Annotated in this window: 14 protein-coding genes; 7 read left to right on the top strand and 7 right to left on the bottom strand. The window is 70.5% G+C overall.

Annotated elements, in window-relative coordinates; all coding sequences use genetic code 11:
• Positions 1 to 129: 129 nt before the first annotated feature.
• Positions 130 to 549, bottom strand: a complete 420-nt coding sequence (locus LRH25_RS20895; RefSeq protein WP_141291951.1) for a hypothetical protein — start codon at positions 547 to 549, stop codon at positions 130 to 132.
• A 169-nt stretch (positions 550 to 718) separates the two neighbouring features.
• Complete coding sequence (locus tag LRH25_RS20890) at positions 719 to 2,080, bottom strand: DUF1254 domain-containing protein (RefSeq protein WP_231012132.1); 1,362 nt, start codon at positions 2,078 to 2,080, stop codon at positions 719 to 721.
• 132 nt (positions 2,081 to 2,212) lie between these two features.
• Between LRH25_RS20890 and LRH25_RS20885 the strand changes: the two genes are divergently transcribed.
• From LRH25_RS20885 to LRH25_RS20855, 7 genes are all read left to right on the top strand, one after another.
• Positions 2,213 to 3,250, top strand: coding sequence for a ligase-associated DNA damage response exonuclease (locus tag LRH25_RS20885; protein WP_231012131.1), 1,038 nt, complete (start codon positions 2,213 to 2,215; stop codon positions 3,248 to 3,250).
• Entirely contained in the window at positions 3,247 to 4,926 is a 1,680-nt protein-coding gene (locus LRH25_RS20880) for an ATP-dependent DNA ligase (RefSeq protein ID WP_231012129.1), read from the top strand. Before LRH25_RS20885 ends, LRH25_RS20880 begins: the two co-directional genes overlap by 4 nt.
• Positions 4,923 to 7,532: a ligase-associated DNA damage response DEXH box helicase gene (locus LRH25_RS20875; RefSeq protein ID WP_231012126.1), complete on the top strand. Its 2,610-nt coding sequence runs from the start codon at positions 4,923 to 4,925 to the stop codon at positions 7,530 to 7,532. The genes LRH25_RS20880 and LRH25_RS20875 overlap by 4 nt, the downstream gene beginning before the upstream one ends.
• Positions 7,529 to 8,218 carry a ligase-associated DNA damage response endonuclease PdeM gene (gene pdeM, locus LRH25_RS20870; RefSeq protein ID WP_231012125.1) on the top strand — a complete coding sequence of 230 codons (690 nt, stop codon included), beginning with the start codon at positions 7,529 to 7,531 and terminating at the stop codon, positions 8,216 to 8,218. The genes LRH25_RS20875 and pdeM overlap by 4 nt, the downstream gene beginning before the upstream one ends.
• Positions 8,219 to 8,347: 129 nt before the next feature.
• Positions 8,348 to 8,983, top strand: a complete 636-nt coding sequence (locus LRH25_RS20865; RefSeq protein WP_141291079.1) for a Spy/CpxP family protein refolding chaperone — start codon at positions 8,348 to 8,350, stop codon at positions 8,981 to 8,983.
• An 86-nt stretch (positions 8,984 to 9,069) separates the two neighbouring features.
• The gene (locus LRH25_RS20860; protein WP_141291081.1) at positions 9,070 to 9,777 is read left to right on the top strand and encodes a response regulator; all 708 of its coding nucleotides are present in this window, start codon (positions 9,070 to 9,072) and stop codon (positions 9,775 to 9,777) included.
• 86 nt (positions 9,778 to 9,863) lie between these two features.
• Entirely contained in the window at positions 9,864 to 11,369 is a 1,506-nt protein-coding gene (locus LRH25_RS20855; RefSeq protein WP_231012124.1) for a sensor histidine kinase, read from the top strand.
• 1 nt (position 11,370) lies between these two features.
• On the opposite strand, the gene LRH25_RS20850 is transcribed toward LRH25_RS20855, so the two are convergent.
• The 5 genes from LRH25_RS20850 to bufB form a co-directional block, all read right to left on the bottom strand.
• Complete coding sequence (locus LRH25_RS20850) at positions 11,371 to 12,789, bottom strand: MATE family efflux transporter (protein WP_231012123.1); 1,419 nt, start codon at positions 12,787 to 12,789, stop codon at positions 11,371 to 11,373.
• The gene (locus tag LRH25_RS20845) at positions 12,786 to 13,277 is read right to left on the bottom strand and encodes a DUF3717 domain-containing protein (RefSeq protein ID WP_231012122.1); all 492 of its coding nucleotides are present in this window, start codon (positions 13,275 to 13,277) and stop codon (positions 12,786 to 12,788) included. The genes LRH25_RS20850 and LRH25_RS20845 overlap by 4 nt, the downstream gene beginning before the upstream one ends.
• Positions 13,278 to 13,339: 62 nt before the next feature.
• Complete coding sequence (locus LRH25_RS20840; protein WP_141288392.1) at positions 13,340 to 13,546, bottom strand: hypothetical protein; 207 nt, start codon at positions 13,544 to 13,546, stop codon at positions 13,340 to 13,342.
• A gap of 176 nt (positions 13,547 to 13,722) precedes the next feature.
• Positions 13,723 to 14,529 carry an HvfC/BufC N-terminal domain-containing protein gene (locus tag LRH25_RS20835; protein ID WP_141288391.1) on the bottom strand — a complete coding sequence of 269 codons (807 nt, stop codon included), beginning with the start codon at positions 14,527 to 14,529 and terminating at the stop codon, positions 13,723 to 13,725.
• Positions 14,526 to 15,383 carry an MNIO family bufferin maturase gene (gene bufB, locus LRH25_RS20830; RefSeq protein ID WP_141288390.1) on the bottom strand — a complete coding sequence of 286 codons (858 nt, stop codon included), beginning with the start codon at positions 15,381 to 15,383 and terminating at the stop codon, positions 14,526 to 14,528. Before bufB ends, LRH25_RS20835 begins: the two co-directional genes overlap by 4 nt.
• Positions 15,384 to 15,431 lie beyond the last annotated feature (48 nt).

The following is a 15,431-nucleotide window of genomic DNA, read 5'->3' as shown; positions in this document are numbered from 1 at the left end:
TGGCCTACGGCTTCCGCGACGACGCCTATTTCTTCCTCAAAATCCGCGCCGCCTTCCCCGGAGTTGGGTGAAGAACCAAAAAAAAGCCGCCTCCCATCGGAGGCGGCCTTTTGCGTCAGGCGGCTGGGTTCAGCGGCCGATCACGCTCGGTGCGCTGCCGCTCGGCGCCAGGGTGCCGCGCGGCATCGCGGTCCAGGTGCCCTGGTTGAGCACCACGCCCTGCCAGTCATACACGGTCCAGGTCTTGTCGTCCTTGATCCACCAGGTCACTTCCTTGCCGCTTGGCATCAGCATCGCCGCACCGCTGCTGCCCAGCACGTAGCCGATGCGGAGGTCGGTGCCGGTGCGAACCTGCGCGCCGCCGGTGGTGAGCGTGGTGCCATTGCAGTCCACGTTGTGCCAGGTGCCGGCGGCGCCGGTCTGGCCTTCGGTGGTGAGGTCGGTGAAACTGTCGCAATAGCCATCCAGCGCAATCGCCGAGTTCACGAAGGCGTGCGCCATGCTCATGGAGGCCAAAAGAGCACTTGCGGCCAGGATTTTCTTGTACATCGTTGAAGCTTCCAGTTTGAAGTAAGAGTTACCGGAAGGCACATCCCTGTTTTACGCACAATGTTTTACGCATAAGACAGGTAGCTTCCGACCGGCGGCTGCATGACGAGAGAAATACCTCGCCGCACACAGCCCATGGGCAAGCGCTGTTCCCACGCCGTTCCTGATCTCAATCCAGCCGCTGCACCGCCGGCATCTGGAAGCGACCGTCCAATACCTCCGCCCTGGGCTGGTAGGCACGCATCACCAGCATGAACGGGCCGGTGGGTGCCGGCAGCCAGTTGGCAGCGGCGTCCGTGGGCTGGCTGTTGCCGACCTCGATCACCACGCTGCCGTCCGCGCCTCGCTTCAGGCCCGGCGTGCGGTCGCCCAGCGTGTAGCGCTTGAGCGGGTTGTCGGTGAAGAACAGCCGGCCGTCGGGCTCTTCCTGGTACATCGAGAGCGACCAGAAGCCGTCCACCGGCATGCCGCCAGCCGGCAGGCTCAGGCGGTAGCGGTGCTGCCCGCTCAGCGGCTCACCGCGGCCGTCGACCTTCACCGTGGCATTGCTGTCCTCCGGCGGGATCAAGGCCAGCAAGCCGGTCAGTGCCACGTCGGCGCGGTAGCGGTAGTCGGTGCCGAAGTCGCCCAGCGTGTCCAGCGGCTTGGTCCAGCCGCCGGGTTGCGGCTTGCCCAGGCTGGCATTGCGCTTGAGTTCGGCGAGCAGGCCGGGCAGTTCGGTGGCCCAGCGCTGCTGGATCTCGGGCGACAGCTGGTTCCAGCGGCACCGCGCACCGCACACGCCAATGGCGGCCCAGGCGTCCAGCTTGGCCTGCTCGTAGGCGGGCGGCGGGTTGCGCGCCAGCATTTCGTTGACCATTTCCAGGTAGCGCCGCGCGGCGGCCATGGGGCTGGTGTCGCTGGCCGGCACCAGCGGCGCGCTGATCCACAGCGGCTGCGCGGGCGCCTGGGCCAGCGGCGTCAGCTTCAGCTGGTCCTGCAGCGCATGCACGGCCGGCAGGTCCGCCGGGCCGTCCACCAGCATGCGCGACAGCAGCAGCACGTCGTTGGTCGTGCTCTGCACCACCTGCTGGCCTTCGGGCAGCGGGCCTTGCCAGCGCGGGCCGACCAGCAGCACTTCGCGCGCCCGGGTGCCGCCGGTGCGCCGGCCCAGCACCGCGACGTTGTTGGTGTACATGTCCAGCACCGCCACCGAGTAGTAACGGCCCTTGGTATCGGGCAGCGACAGCCGCACCGGCCCGTTGGCCAGGTCCAGCCAGGCCAGTGAATACAGCGTGTCGTTGTTCGGCGCCGTCACGCGCCGGTCCGCAGGCCCCAGCAGTGCGCGCATGTGGATCCACTGGTTCAGCCGGAATTCGGTCGGCGTCTGCCCGTCGCCCAGGCGGGCCAGCCGCAGCTTGGCCATTTCCTGCAGAGGGAAGGCGTAGTCGAAGGCTGGCTTGAGCGGCATCTCGGCCGGCGGAGCGGCTTGGGCCTGTGTGTAGACGCTCAGCAGGAGTGCGGCGAACGAGGCGATGGCGAAACGTGGCATGGGCTTCCCTGGCGTTTGTCGTGCCTGCCATCGTAGGCGGCAGGTGCAGGCTCGCAAAACACCTACTGTGCAGGGGGCGCGAGTCGGCCTTCGCTGACACGCCAGCCGGCGGCGGCGTGCTAGCGTCGCTCGATGGACCTGGTTGTCGCCCGTCCCGAGGGGCTGTATTGCCCACCCGGCGATTTCTACATCGACCCCTGGCGGCCGGTGGCGCGGGCCATCATCACCCATGCCCATTCGGACCACGCCCGGGTGGGCCACGGCCACTACCTGGCGCATGTGGCCAGCGCCGGCGTGCTGCGCGGCCGGCTGGGCGAGATCACGCTGCAGACGGTCGAGTACGGCGAGGTCATCACGCAGCAAGGCGTGCGCATCTCGCTGCACCCGGCGGGGCATGTGCTGGGCTCGGCGCAGGTGCGCATCGAGTGGCAGGGCGAGGTCTGGGTCGCGTCGGGTGACTACAAGGTCGAGGTCGATCCGACCTGCACGCCCTTCGAGGCGGTGCGCTGCCACACCTTCATCACCGAATCCACCTTCGGCCTGCCGATCTACCGCTGGCCCACCCCGGCGCGGTTGATGGCCGAGGTGCAGCAATGGTGGGCCGAGAACGCGGCGGCGGGGCGCCCCAGTGTGGTGGGCGCCTATGCCTTCGGCAAGGCGCAGCGGCTGCTCGCGGGGCTGGACGCTTCGACCGGGCCGCTGGTGGTGCATGGCGCCGTCGAGGCGGTCAACCAGTCCTACCGCGCCGCCGGCGTGGCGCTGCCCGAGACGCGGCTGGCATCGGACTGCTCGGCCACCGAGCTCAAGCGCGCGCTGGTCGTGGCGCCGCCTTCGGCGCTGGGCTCGCCCTGGATGAAGCGCTTCCCGAATGCCTCGGACGCCTTTGCCAGCGGCTGGATGCTGGTGCGCGGCGCGCGGCGGCGGCGCGGCGTGGACCGTGGCTTCGTGATGTCCGACCACGCGGACTGGCCGGGCCTTCAAAGCGCGATCAAGGCGACCGGTGCGCAGCGCGTCATCGTCACCCACGGCAGCGTGCCGGTGATGGTCCGCTGGCTGACCGAGCAGGGTCTGCAGGCCGAAGGCTTTCGCACCGAGTATGAAGGCGAGGGCGGCAGCGAGGCCGACACTGCTGCAGCGCCTGAAGCCCCCACCGAAGGCGAAGCCGCATGAAGGACTTCGCCGCGCTCTACCGCGCGCTGGACGCCTCCACGTCCACCCGCGCCAAGCAGGACGCTTTGCAGCGCTACCTGCGCGCCGCGTTGCCGGCCGATGCGGCCTGGGCCGTGTACGTGCTGGCGGGCGGCAAGCCGCGCCAGCTGGTGCCAACCAAGGTCTTGCGCACGCTGGCCCAGCAGGCCGCGGCGCTGCCGGAATGGCTGTTCGACGAATGCTACGAAGCCGTGGGCGACCTGGCCGAGACGATTGCGCTGCTGCTGCCGCCGGCCGAAGCGCCACTGCGCCGGCCGCTGGCCGAGTGGATCAACCTGCACCTGCTGCCGCTGCGCGAGCTGGGCGACGAACAGCGCGTGGCCGAGCTGCTGCTGCAATGGCGCACGCTGCCGGACGACGAGCGGTTCGTCTACCTCAAGTTGATCACTGGCGCGCTGCGTGTTGGCGTCTCTCGGCTGCAGGTCACGCAGGCGCTGGCCGCGGTGGCGGGCGTGGACGCCAAGACGATTGCACAGCGGCTGATGGGCTACACGCACCCGCAGGCGCGGCCGGACGAGACAGCCTGGGCGCACCTGGTCGAGCCGGTTGCCGAAGTGGTCGACGGCGAGGACTTGCCGGCCGCGCGTGGCGGTCACCCGTATCCGTTTTTCCTCGCCCACCCGCTGCCGCCTGCGGTGGACACGCCAGAGGCATTGGCCGCGGAGCTGGGCTCGCCGGACGACTGGCTGGTCGAGTGGAAGTGGGACGGCATCCGCGCGCAGCTGGTCTGCCGCGAGGGCCAGGCCTGGCTCTGGTCGCGCGGCGAGGAACTGGTGACGGACCGCTTTCCCGAGGTCGCCACGCTGGCCGCGGTGCTGCCGCCGGGTACGGTGCTGGACGGCGAGCTGGTCGTCTGGCGAGGCGGGCTGGTGCAACCGTTTGCCGAACTGCAGCGCCGCATCGGCCGCAAGACGCTGGGGCCCAAGCTGCTGGGCGAATTGCCGGTGGCGCTGCTGGCCTATGACCTGCTGGAACAGGGCGGGCAGGATCTGCGGCAGGTGGCGCAGCACGAGCGCCGCGCGCGGCTGGAAGCGCTGGTCGCGGCGCATCCGCATCCTTCGCTGCGGCTCAGCCCGCGCGTGCCCACGGCGCAGGGCTGGGCGGGCCTCGCCGAGCAACGGGCGCAGTCGCGTGCGCTGGGTGTCGAAGGGCTGATGCTGAAGTCGCAGGCCTCGGCCTACGGCAGCGGCCGCACCCGGGTGGACGGCGTGTGGTGGAAGTGGAAGATCGAGCCGTATGCGGTGGACGCGGTGCTGGTCTATGCCCAGCGCGGCCATGGTCGCCGTGCCAGCCTCTACACCGACTACACCTTCGCCGTGTGGAACGGTCCGCCCGAAGACCCGGCCCGCGCGCTGGTCCCGTTTGCCAAGGCCTATTCGGGGCTGACCGACGAGGAGATGAAGCAGGTCGACGCGATCATCCGCCGCACCACGCGCGAGAGCTTCGGGCCGGTGCGCAGCGTCGAGCCCACGCTGGTCTTCGAGCTGGGCTTCGAAGGCATCGCCCGCAGCCCGCGCCACAAGAGCGGCATTGCGGTGCGCTTTCCGCGCATGCTGCGCTGGCGGCAGGACAAGCCGGTGAGCGAGGCCGACACGCTGCAGACGCTGTCGCTGCTGCTGCCGGGAGCCAAGGCGTGACACCGACCGAGGACGCGCTCGCAGCCTGGTGGGAAGGCCTGGGCTGGTCGCCGTTCCCGTTCCAGCGCGAGGTGTGGGCCGCGATGCAGCGCGGTGAATCCGGCCTGCTGCACGCGACGACCGGTGCCGGCAAGACCTATGCGGTGTGGCTGGGCGCACTGCTGGCGCTGGCCGACCAAGTGCGGGCGACGGGCAAGGCCGCGCCCCCGCTGACGGTGTTGTGGATCACGCCGATGCGCGCGCTGGCCGCGGACACCCAGCGCGCGCTGGAGGCGCCGCTGCTGGCGCTGCGCGACGGGACCACGCCGCTCGCGCGCTGGACGCTGGGCCTGCGCACGGGTGACAGCAGCAGCGCCGAACGCAGCGCGCAGAACAAGCGCCTGCCGACCACGCTGGTGACGACGCCCGAGAGCCTGTCGCTGATGCTGGCTCGGGCCGATGTGGCGGAGGTGCTGGGCACGGTGCGGTTGGTGGTGGTGGACGAATGGCACGAGCTGCTCGGCAACAAGCGGGGCGTGCAGGTGCAGCTGGCACTGGCGCGGCTGCAGGTGCTGGCGCGCGGCGCATGGCCAATGACCTGGGCGCTGTCGGCCACGCTGGGCAACCTGGATGAAGCCATGGCCACGCTGCTGGGCCCGGGCCGGCCGGGCCGGCTGGTGCGCGCGCAGCTGCCCAAGGCCTTGCAGATCGACACGCTGCTGCCACCCACCGCCGAGCGTTTTGCCTGGGCTGGTCACCTGGGCCTGCGCATGCTGCCGCAGGTGCTGGCCGAGCTGGACGGCAGCCCGGCCTCGCTGGTCTTCACCAACACCCGTTCGCAGGCGGAACTCTGGTACCAGGCGCTGCTGGACGCGCGGCCGGACTGGGCCGGGCAGATCGCGTTGCACCACGGTTCGCTTGCGCGCGAGACGCGCGAGTGGGTCGAGGCCGGGTTGAAGGCCGGGCAGCTGAAGGCAGTGGTCTGCACTTCCAGCCTGGACCTGGGCGTGGACTTCCTGCCGGTGGCGCGGGTGCTGCAGATCGGCTCGCCCAAGGGCGTGGCGCGGCTGCTGCAGCGCGCCGGCCGTTCGGGCCACGCACCGGGCCGGCCGTCGCGCATCACGCTGGTGCCCACGCACAGCCTGGAACTGATCGAAGGCGCGGCTGCGCGGGCCGCGGTGGCGGCGGGCCACATCGAGTCCCGGCGCACGCCGCATCAGCCGCTGGACGTGCTGGTGCAGCATCTGGTGACGGTGGCGCTGGGTGGCGGTTTCGAGCCCGACGCGCTGTACGCCGAGGTGCGGCGCACGGCGGCCTATGCGGCGCTGTCGCCCGAGGCCTGGCAGTGGTGCCTGGACTTCGTGACGCGCGGCGGGCCGTCGCTGGCCGCCTACCCGGAATACCGCCGCGTGGCCGCAGACGACACCGGCCGCTGGCGCGTGCCGGACGCGGCGGTGGCGCGGCGCCACCGCATGAACATCGGCACCATCGTCAGCGATGCCAGCATGACGGTGGAATTCGTCGGCGGTGCGCGGCTGGGGCAGGTCGAAGAGAGCTTCATCGCACGCATGAAGCCGGGCGACCGCTTCCTGTTCGCCGGCCGGCTGCTGGAACTGGTGCGGGTGCATCAGATGAGCGCGCTGGTCAAACGTGCGCCCGCCGGCCGGGCGACGGTGCCGCGCTGGAACGGCGGGCGCATGCCGCTGTCCACCACGCTGGCGGATGCGATGGTCCAGCAGTTCGCCGAGGCCGACGCGGGCCGCTACGACAGCCCCGAGCTGCCCTTTGCCCGGCCGCTGCTGGCGGTGCAGCAGGCCTGGTCCCGGCTGCCGGCGCCGGGCACACTGCTGGCCGAGGTGCTGAAGACGCGCGAAGGCTGGCATCTTTTCCTGTACCCCTTTGCCGGCCGCCAGGTGCACCTGGGCCTGGCCAACCTGCTGGCCTGGCGCGCGGCCGAGCTGTCGCCCGGCACCTTCTCGATGGCGTTCAACGACTACGGCTTCGAGCTGCTCAGCGCCACCGAGCGCGACTGGGCGCAGCAGCTGCCGGTGCTGCTGGACACCGAGGCCGACGTGCTGGCCCAGGTGATGGCCAGCCTGAACGCCAGCGAGCTGGCGCAGCGGCGCTTTCGCGAGATCGCCCGCGTTGCCGGTTTGATCACGCAGGGCTACCCGGGCGAGCGGCGCAGCAATCGGCAACTGCAGGCCTCGTCCGCGTTGTTCTACGAGGTGTTCCGCAAGTACGACCCGGCCAACCCGCTGCTGCAGCAGGCCGAGCAGGAGCTGCTGGCCAACGAGCTGGACATCGAACGGCTGCAGGCTGCGCTGCGGCGCATGCATGCGCGCGACCTGGTGCTGCAGGCGCCGAAGCGGCCCACGCCGCTGGCCTTTCCGCTGATGGTCGAGCGCTTCCGCGAACGGCTCAGCAACGAGCCGCTGGCCGAGCGCATTGCGCGCATGGTGCAGCAGCTCGAAGCCGCCGCCACCAAGAGCACGGGCGACGCCGCGCCGGAAGCTGCGGCGCCCGCGGTGCAGCAGGGCCTGGCCTTTTCACAGGACCGCGACACTGGCGAGCCCGGCAAGCGGCGTCGCCCACGCCGGCCATCCCGCCCCTTGCCCTTGCTGTGAGCACGCCGCGGCACCATCGCCTGGAATGGGCCGGCCAGGAACTCTGGCTGCTGCCCGAGCGCGCGCTGTGGTGGCCGGCGCGGCGCGTGCTGCTGGTGGCGGACCTGCACCTGGGCAAGGCGGCGACCTTCCGCGCGCTGGGCCAGCCGGTGCCCGCAGGCACCACGGTGGCCAACCTGGCGCGGCTGGACGCGCTGCTGGCTGCATGCCCCGCCACGCAACTGGTCTTCCTCGGCGACTTCCTGCACGCGCCGCAAGCCCGGACGCGGGCTGTGCTGGCCGCAGCCCAGGCTTGGCGCGAGTCGCACGCAGCGCTGGCGGTCGTGCTGGTGCGGGGCAACCATGACCTTCGCGCGGGCGACCCGCCGCCGTCTTTGGGCATTCACGTGGTGGACGAACCCTGGCCGCTGGACGAGGCCGGCGACTGGCTGGCTTGCCATCACCCGCAGCGCTTGCCTGGCAAGCGCGTGCTGGCGGGCCACCTGCACCCGGCTGCGACGCTGCAAGGCCCGGGGCGCGACCAACTGCGCATGCCGTGTTTCTGCCTGGACCGGACCGGTCCGGACGACGCCGGACTGCTGGTGCTGCCGGCTTTCGGCGAATTCACCGGCGGCGCGAGCGTGGCGCCGGCTCCGGGGCGGCAACGCTTTGCGGTGGCGGGTGATGCCGTCTGGGCGGTGCCTTGAATGCGAGACATCTGACGCGGTTCCGGGCCGCGGTTTACGCATCTTTACGGCGCGCTCAAGCCGGACCAACACGTGGCCGCGAGCATTCACTCCACGCTGTGCCAATGCAACAGCACGAGAGGACACACGATGAAGAACACGACTTCGCGCCAGGTTCGCCTGGTCGGCCTGGGCCTGCTGCTGTCGCTGATCGGCGGGCTGGGCCTGGTGGCCATGGCTTCTGCGCACGAAGCGCCGGGCCAGATGCAGCCTGCGCAGCAGCAGGAGCGTCCGCATCCCGGGGCCGGTAGCATGCCCCGCGGTGGCTTCATGCCCGCGATGATGATGGTAGGCCGCGGTGGTGGCCTGCCACCCGAAGGCCCGCCGCTGGACCATTTGCTCGACGAGCTGAAGGCCACGCCCGAGCAGCGCGCCGAGCTGCGCAAGATCGTCGGCGCGATGCGGGACGACGTGAAGGCCCTGCACGAGGCCGGCCGCGGCGAGCATGAGCAACTGGGCAAGCTGTTCACCCAGCCGACCGTGGACCCGGCGGCAGTCGAGGCCTTGCGCCAGCGGGCAATGAGCCGCGAGGACAGCATCAGCCGCCGCGTGACCCAGGGCATGCTGGCCGCCAGCAAGGTGCTGACGCCGGAGCAGCGCCAGCAGATGGGCGAACGCCTGGCGCACATGGGACATGACGGCGAGCCGCACGGTCGCCCCGGTCCCGGCCCGGACGGCCGGCCCGATGCTGGCCCCGATGCCCGTCCGGGCACTCCGCGCAGCTGAGCCAGGAGGGCGATACCATGACGTTTGCCCAACAAACCGTGCGCCTCGCCCGCCAGGGCGGCCCTGGCCTCGGTGCACCGATCGAGATGTCTGCAGCCAAACTCCTGCTGATCGACGACGACACCCGGCTGACCGCGATGGTGGGTGACTACCTGCGCGGCCACGGCTTCGACGTTGAAACCGCCAGCTCGCTGGCCGAGGGCCGCGTGAAACTGCGTGGCACCCCGGTCGATGCGCTGGTCCTTGACCTGATGTTGCCCGACGGCGACGGCCTGGACCTGACGCGCGAACTGCGCGCCGACGCCAGGCTGCGCCGCCTGCCGCTGCTGATGCTCACGGCCCGCGGCGAGCCGATGGACCGCATCGTCGGCCTGGAGATCGGCGCGGACGACTACCTGCCCAAGCCTTTCGAGCCGCGCGAGTTGCTGGCTCGCGTCAAGGCCTTGCTGCGCCGCGCAGCCCCTGACCAGGTCAGCGAGGAACTGCTGCGCTTTGGCCGGCTGGAGATCGACCTGGGCGCCCGCGAGGCCCGGCTGGACGGCAAGCGCTGCGACCTGACCGGCCACCAGTTCGAGCTGCTGGTGGTGCTGGCACAGAGCCCCGGCCGGGTGCTGAGCCGCGACCAGATCATGGATGCGCTGAAGGGCCACCCGATGGAAGCCTTCGACCGTTCGATCGACGTGCACATCTCGCGCATTCGCTCGGTGATCGAGGACGACGTGAAGAACCCGAAGCGGGTGCTGACGGTGCGCGGCACCGGCTACGTCTTTGCCCGCAAGCAGGATGCCGATTGAGGCTTGCATCCCGCGGCCCTGCCTGCCCCACTTCCCCTGGAGATTGACGCTGCCGGCCTTGCGCCGGCAGTTGTCGTGAAGACGCCTTGAAATCCCTCTACCTGCGCATCTGGCTCACCGTGGTGGCCGCCCTGGCCTTGTTTGCGCTGGTTTCCGGCTGGCTGCTGCAGCGGCACCTGGAGCAGGAGCACACCCGTGCCGAGGCGGCAATGGCCGAGCGCATGGCGGGCTGGGGCACACTGATCCAGAACTCGCTGCCCGAGCGGGATGCCCCCAGCCAGGACCAGGCCAAGGCCTTGCAGGAATGGTCGCAGCGGCTGCGCATGCCCTTGGCGCTCAGCGACCAGCGCGGCAAGGTGATTGCCCAGTCCGAGAGCTATACCCGCCTGTTGGCCGAGGGCCGCGGCCGGCCCGTCATGTTGCAGCTCGACGATGGCCGCAAGCTGTGGATCATGCGGCCGCCGATGCGGGACTTCCGGGGCCCGCGCGGTGACCTGGACGATGGGCCACGCCCGGGCGATGTACCTGGTGGTCCCGGTGGGGGGGCCGAGCTGCAGGGGCCGCCTGGCGCGCCGCCGGATGGCCTGGGCGGCCCGCCGCCCGGGGAGGACCGCGGCAGCCTGATGAACCGGCGCATCGTCAGCCGCACCGCGATGCCGTTTGGCTGGGACATGCCGGGGCTGCCGCGCGAGTGGCCGGCCAGCGTGGGTTTGCTGGTGTTGCTGATGCTGCTGTTCATTGCCGTGGCGGCTGGCGCCTATCCCGTGGTGCGGGGGCTGACCCGGCGGCTGGAGGCCTTGAAGCGCGGCGTGGAGGCTTTTGGCGCCGGGGCGCTGGACCACCGCGTCAAGGAAGAAGGGCGCGACGAAGTGGCGGCGCTGGCGACCAGCTTCAACCAGGCCGCCGCCCGCCTGCAAACGCTGATGCAGGCCAACCAGAGCCTGCTGGCCAATGCCAGCCACGAGCTGCGCTCGCCGCTGGCGCGGCTGAAGATGGCGATCTCGATGTTCGAGGACGACGCGCCACCGGCGCTGAAGAAGTCGCTGCGGCGCGAGATCAACGTCAACATTGGCGAGCTGGACGCGCTGGTCGAGGAAGTGCTGTTGTCGAGCCGGCTGGAGGCGGGTGCGGCAATGGACCTGGGTGACCCGGTCGACCTGCTGGGCCTGCTGGCCGAGGAGGGCGCGCGGGTGCAGGCCGAGGTGACTGGCGATGCCTTGATCGTCAAGGGCAGCGACCGGCTGCTGCGCCGCGCGGTGCGCAACCTGCTGGAAAACGCGCGCCGCTACGGTGGCGCCGAGATCAGCGCCACGCTGCACCAGGAAGCGGGCGGCGGGCGCGTCCTGTTGCGGGTCTGCGACCGCGGGCCGGGCGTGCCGGAGGAAGAGCGCGAGCGCATTTTCGAGCCGTTCTACCGCATGGCCGGCCATGCCGAGCGCGAAGGCGGCGTGGGCCTGGGGCTGGCGCTGGTGCGGCAGATCGCGCGCCGGCATGGCGGCGAGGTGAGCTGCCTGCCGCAAGAAGGCGGCGGCAGCTGCTTCATGATCACGCTGCCGGCGGACCGGCTGCTGGTGCTGTCGCCGCGGCGCTGAATCAGCTCGCCGTGCGGCGCAGGACCAGTGCCATGAAGCCGGTCAGGCCCAGGCTGGCGACCGTCAGGCCGGCAAAGGCGGCGGTCCAGAAGCCGGGCGCGCCTTGCAGCGACTCCGGCACCGTGCCGCTCAGGTTGAAGGCCAGCGCATAGCCGCCACCCAGGCCCACGCCCCACAGCGCACAGGCGTAGATGACCATGGGCGCGGTGGCAATGCGCCAGGCGCGCAGCGTGTAGGCGACGATGGTCTGCATCGCGTCCACCACATGGAACAGCGCCAGCCAGGCCAGCAGCGGCAGCGCGGCAGCCACCACCGCCAGGTCTGCCGTGTACAGGCCGACCACCGCGCGCCGGCCGATGAACACCGCACCGCCCAGCAGCGCGGCCAGCAGCATGCCCAGCACCAGGCCGTGCCAGCCCAGCCGGCGTGCGTGCGGCAGGTCACCGGCGCCAATGCGCTGCGCGACCAGCGTGCTGGTGGCGTTGGCCAGCGCCAGCGGCACCATGAACAGCATCGAGACCAGGTTGATGGCGATCTGGTGGCCGGCCACCGCCACCGTGCCGAGCCGGGCGATGAACAAGGCCATGAAGCTGAAGGCGGTGACCTCCACCAGGATGGACGCCCCCATGGGCACGCCCAGCCGCAGCAGCGCTTTCAGGGCCGGCCAGTGCGGCGCATGCAGGCCACGCCGCCAGAGCTGGAAGGGCGCGTAGAACGGGTCGCGCCGCATCAGCCACCAGGCGCCCAGCAACTGGGCCCACAGTGCCGTGGCGGTGCCGATGCCGCAGCCTGTCACGCCCAGTGGCGCCAGTCCCAGCGACGGCACGCCAAAGACCAGCAGCGCGGTCACAGGCAGCTTCAGCGCCAGCCCGCCCACCTGCAGCAGCATCACCGCCTTGGGCCGCGAGACGGCGGTGTTGAAGCCGCGCACCACGGTGAAGATCAGCGCGGCCGGCAGCGAGCAGGCCAGTGCCAGCAGGTAGCCCCTGACCTTGGCGGCGACCTCGGGCGTGGCCTTGGCCAGCCACAGGAAGGGCTGCGGAAAGGTCAGCAGCAGGCAGCCCAGCACCGACAGCGCAAGCGCCAGCCAGATGCCCTGGTGCACCTGGTCGCCCGCGGCTTCCATGCGCCCGGCGCCGAACAGCTGCCCGGCCAACGGTGCCACGGACAGCAGCACGCCCATGAAGCCGATGAAGACGGTGATGTAGGCCGCGGCGCCGACCGCAAACGCAGCCAGGTCGGCCTGCGAATGGCGCGCCACCATCATCGTGTCCATGGTGTTGAAGGCCAGCATCGCCAACTGGCCGATGACCACCGGCCAGGCCAGCGGCAAAAGCTCGCGCACGTCGGCCTGCCAGCGCGCGAAGCGGCTGCCGGCGCTGGCGTGGCCTGCGCTCTGGGCGGGGAGCACGCGGCTCACCGAGGGCCGCCTGTCGGCTGCGGGCTGGAAGGGGAGGCTGGTTCAGCCTGGGGGTCGGGTGGCGGCTCCTGCGGGCTGCCTCCAGACAGCCGCGCACGCTCGGCATAGCGATTGAAGCGCCAGGCCTTGGCGTCCAGCGTGATGCGGCGCCAGACCTGGCGCTTTTCCACCGGGCTCAGCTGCGGCCAGTGCTGCACCTCGTCTTCACTGCGGCCGCAGCCTTTGCAGATCGGGTCGCCCTGGGCGGTCGAGCAGATGGCGATGCAGGGCGCGTCCGGCGTGCTGGCGTACCAGTCCAGCCAGGCAGCGCGGGCGCGCGCGGGCATGCTGGCCTCGTCTGCCTCGGGCTCGTGGTAATAGACCATCAGCGCATAGACCTCGGCCAGCGCCCGGACTTCGGGGCAGGCGGAGATGCCGTCGGCAGAAGGAGAGCGCTCGCGCCACCAGTTGATGGCCGATTCGATGTCGGTGATGTGAATGCCGGGCATGGGGGCGGTATTGTGGCGCGGCGCGCCACCCTGCTGCCCACCAGGGCATCGCCGGCGGACTTTCAGCGGAGCTGCATGCCTGGCTGGGTATCGGCCAATACGGCTGGCGCCGGCGCGCTGAGGTGCGGACCGGAACTGACGCGAAGCGTTTTCGCTGCTCGGTGCTGCTGCACCCATAGCCCGCCTACCAAGCCCAACAACAGCATGACCAGCAGACCTGCGGTGACCCAAAGGCCAAGGTGCGAACCGTCTTCCAGATCGTCGAACATGGGGGTGCTCCTCTGTCGGCGTGGCAAGGCGTGGGGACGAGGGACTGATTCTAGGGATGGCGTCCGCCGACAGGTTGGCTTTCCTTCCAAGGAAAACCCGCGTCGGGGCCGTTCCGGATGCGATGAATTCACGCAAGCAAGCAGGTTTTTTGTGCGCTGCCGGATATGACGGACGCTTACCTGACCCGCATCACCAGCAGTCCCTGGTTGACCCAGGTCTGCAGCGCCGAGGCCAGCAGGCCAGGCGCGGCTTCGTCCCCCACCTGCTGCGCCGCCACATGGCCCAGCTCGCCAAACGGCACACCGGCCAGCGTGGCCTGCAGCAGCGCGGCTTCTTCGGTCTGCAGCGAACGCCAGCGGGTGTCCAGCGCCTGGCGCCAGACCAGCAACTGATGCTGCAGCGGCTCGGGCGGCCTGGTGTCTGCATCTTCCGGCGCATGCGTGAGCTGCTGCCACAGCGGCTCGACGGCCCAGTCGAGTTCCAGCAACTGCAGCGAAGCATGGGCGGCCAAGCGCAGGCCGACCCAGTCTTGCGGCGCCAGCGTGGCGAGCTGCGCGCCATCCAGCGGCGCGGCGTCGGCTGCGTCGAAGCTCAGGCCCAGCGCCCACTCCATGCGGGCCAGGTCGGACAGTGCAGGGTGGGGCAGCGCATTCGGTTGTTGCTGCAGGTAAGCGGGCAACGCGGCGCCGAACCAACGGATGGACGGCGTGTGCGGCGGGTGATGTGCGATGAAGCCCATGGCCAGCTCGGCGAAGTCGTCGTCGCCCAGCACGCGGTGCAGCACGGGGTAGTTGGAACGCAGCGCTTCAATCAGGCGGCCGCGCCAGGCGTTGCGGTAGATGCCCAGCGAGACCTGCGGCGACTCGGGCCTGCCGTGCAGTGCGCGCAGCAGCGGCGGCAAGGCGGCGGCGGGTGGCGCCTCCGCTTGCTGGATCAAAGCGGCCAGTGCGAGCTGGGCATTGCGCAAGCTGTCCAGCGTCATGCGGCCTCCGGCACTTCGGCCAAGGCCTGCACGGCATGTCCACGTGCCAGCGCGAGTTCGGCCAGCAACTCCGGCAGCGGCGGGATGTGGTCGTCGCGTTCGATCATGGTGGGCAGCGGGCCGAAGCGGCGCAGCGTGTGGCGGTACAGGTCCCAGACCCCATCGCAAACCGGCTGGTCATGCGTGTCGATCAGCCAGCTGCGGCCGCCGTGCGTTTCCTCGCTGTGGCCCGCGAGGTGCAGCTGGCGCACCTGGCCCAGCGGCAGGGTGTCGATGAAAGCCTTGGCGTCGAAGCCGTGGTTGTGCGCGCTGACAAAGACGTTGTTGACGTCCAGCAGCAGCTCGCTGCCGGTGCGCTGCAGCAAGGCGGCAAGGAACTCGGCTTCGTTCATTTCGTCGCCTGCCCATGCGGCGTAGCTGGAGACGTTCTCCAGCACCAGCGGCCGGCCCAGCGTGTCCTGCACCTGCTGCACCCGGCTGGCCACATGGCGCAGGCTGGTCTCGGTGTAGGGCACCGGCAGCAGGTCGTGCAGCTGGGTGCCGGCCACGCCGGTCCAGCAGAGGTGGTCCGAGACCCAGCCGGGCTCGATGCGCTGCGCCAGCGCACGCAGCTGGCGCAGGTAGTCGATGTCCAGTGGGTCGGTGCCGCCGATGGACAGCGACACGCCGTGCATCACCATGGGCACGTCACGGCGGACGGCGTCCAGGTGGGCCAACGGCTTGCCGCCGGGTACCAGGTAGTTTTCACTGATCACCTCCAGCCAGTCCACACCCCATGCGGGCGCGGGTTGCCGGCGGAAGTCGGCGTAATGTTCGGGCCGCAAGCCCAGGCCAAAGCCGGTCAAGTTGGGCATGGTGTCAGGTGCGGCGCGCCGCAGGCGCCACCGCATGGTCAAGTGGCG

Origin of the sequence: Ideonella azotifigens, assembly GCF_021043325.1 — a bacterium.
GTDB lineage: Bacteria > Pseudomonadota > Gammaproteobacteria > Burkholderiales > Burkholderiaceae_C > Ideonella > Ideonella azotifigens.
The sequence above is the reverse complement of the archived record's forward strand: the minus strand, read 5'-3'. Positions and strand labels throughout refer to the sequence as shown.

What these genes read in the sequence shown, in the direction of transcription:
- LRH25_RS20895 (WP_141291951.1), bottom strand. Translation starts at nt 549, where the DNA reads ATGTACAAGAAAATCCTGGCCGCAAGTGCTCTTTTGGCCTCCATGAGC.
- LRH25_RS20890 (WP_231012132.1), bottom strand. Translation starts at nt 2,080, where the DNA reads ATGCCACGTTTCGCCATCGCCTCGTTCGCCGCACTCCTGCTGAGCGTC.
- LRH25_RS20885 (WP_231012131.1), top strand. Translation starts at nt 2,213, where the DNA reads ATGGACCTGGTTGTCGCCCGTCCCGAGGGGCTGTATTGCCCACCCGGC.
- LRH25_RS20880 (WP_231012129.1), top strand. Translation starts at nt 3,247, where the DNA reads ATGAAGGACTTCGCCGCGCTCTACCGCGCGCTGGACGCCTCCACGTCC.
- LRH25_RS20865 (WP_141291079.1), top strand. Translation starts at nt 8,348, where the DNA reads ATGAAGAACACGACTTCGCGCCAGGTTCGCCTGGTCGGCCTGGGCCTG.
- LRH25_RS20860 (WP_141291081.1), top strand. Translation starts at nt 9,070, where the DNA reads ATGTCTGCAGCCAAACTCCTGCTGATCGACGACGACACCCGGCTGACC.
- LRH25_RS20845 (WP_231012122.1), bottom strand. Translation starts at nt 13,277, where the DNA reads ATGCCCGGCATTCACATCACCGACATCGAATCGGCCATCAACTGGTGG.
- LRH25_RS20840 (WP_141288392.1), bottom strand. Translation starts at nt 13,546, where the DNA reads ATGTTCGACGATCTGGAAGACGGTTCGCACCTTGGCCTTTGGGTCACC.
- LRH25_RS20835 (WP_141288391.1), bottom strand. Translation starts at nt 14,529, where the DNA reads ATGACGCTGGACAGCTTGCGCAATGCCCAGCTCGCACTGGCCGCTTTG.
- bufB (WP_141288390.1), bottom strand. Translation starts at nt 15,383, where the DNA reads ATGCCCAACTTGACCGGCTTTGGCCTGGGCTTGCGGCCCGAACATTAC.